This is a genomic window from Xanthomonas populi (assembly GCF_002940065.1).
Taxonomy (GTDB): domain Bacteria; phylum Pseudomonadota; class Gammaproteobacteria; order Xanthomonadales; family Xanthomonadaceae; genus Xanthomonas; species Xanthomonas populi.
Map to the genome: position 1 here is coordinate 1 of NZ_MDEJ01000326.1, position 533 is coordinate 533.

At 59.7% G+C, this 533-nt stretch carries 2 pseudogenes; one reads left to right on the top strand and one right to left on the bottom strand.

Features of this window, described 5'->3' with window-relative positions:
* Nucleotides 1–110 (bottom strand): annotated as a pseudogene (locus tag XpopCFBP1817_RS21140) (IS1595 family transposase); the annotation flags it as partial.
* 93 nt (nucleotides 111–203) lie between these two features.
* Between XpopCFBP1817_RS21140 and XpopCFBP1817_RS21145 the strand changes: the two are divergent.
* Nucleotides 204–452: pseudogene (locus XpopCFBP1817_RS21145) on the top strand (integrase core domain-containing protein); the annotation flags it as partial.
* Between the last annotated feature and the right edge of the window lie 81 nt (nucleotides 453–533).

Sequence of the window (533 nt, forward strand, 5' to 3'; positions counted from 1 at the left end):
GGCCAGCGCCACGTGTAGAGCGCGCGATGGCACTTGGCTTCGGTGCCACAGGACGCGAAGAACTCGGGCATCGATCATCCCGCCTGGAACTGCACGGCATTGCTGCGCATCACGTCGCCGCGTTGGCTTCAAGTGACAGCAGCATCCACAAAGCGCGGCGCAGATCCTGCGACTGGCGGCTGAAGGTCAGGGCTAATCAGGAGCGCCCATGGACCAACGGGCAGGTCGAGCGGATGAATCGGACGATCAAGGAAGCCACTGTCAAACGCGTCCATTACGACGATCACGCACACCTGCAACAGCATTTGGCCAACTTCATCGACGCCTACAACGACGGTCGCAGGCTCAAAGCCCTGTAGGGTCTGACACCGTACGAATTCATCTGCACGCAGTGGACATCCGAACCCGAGCGGTTCAAGGTGAATCCGATCCATCTAATGCCGGGACTGAACATTGCTGAAGTTTCGCCGCCTGCTGGAGCGGCATGCGCTGGGAAGCGAGTTGTTTGCGCAAGTCAACGCGCATTTGCAGGC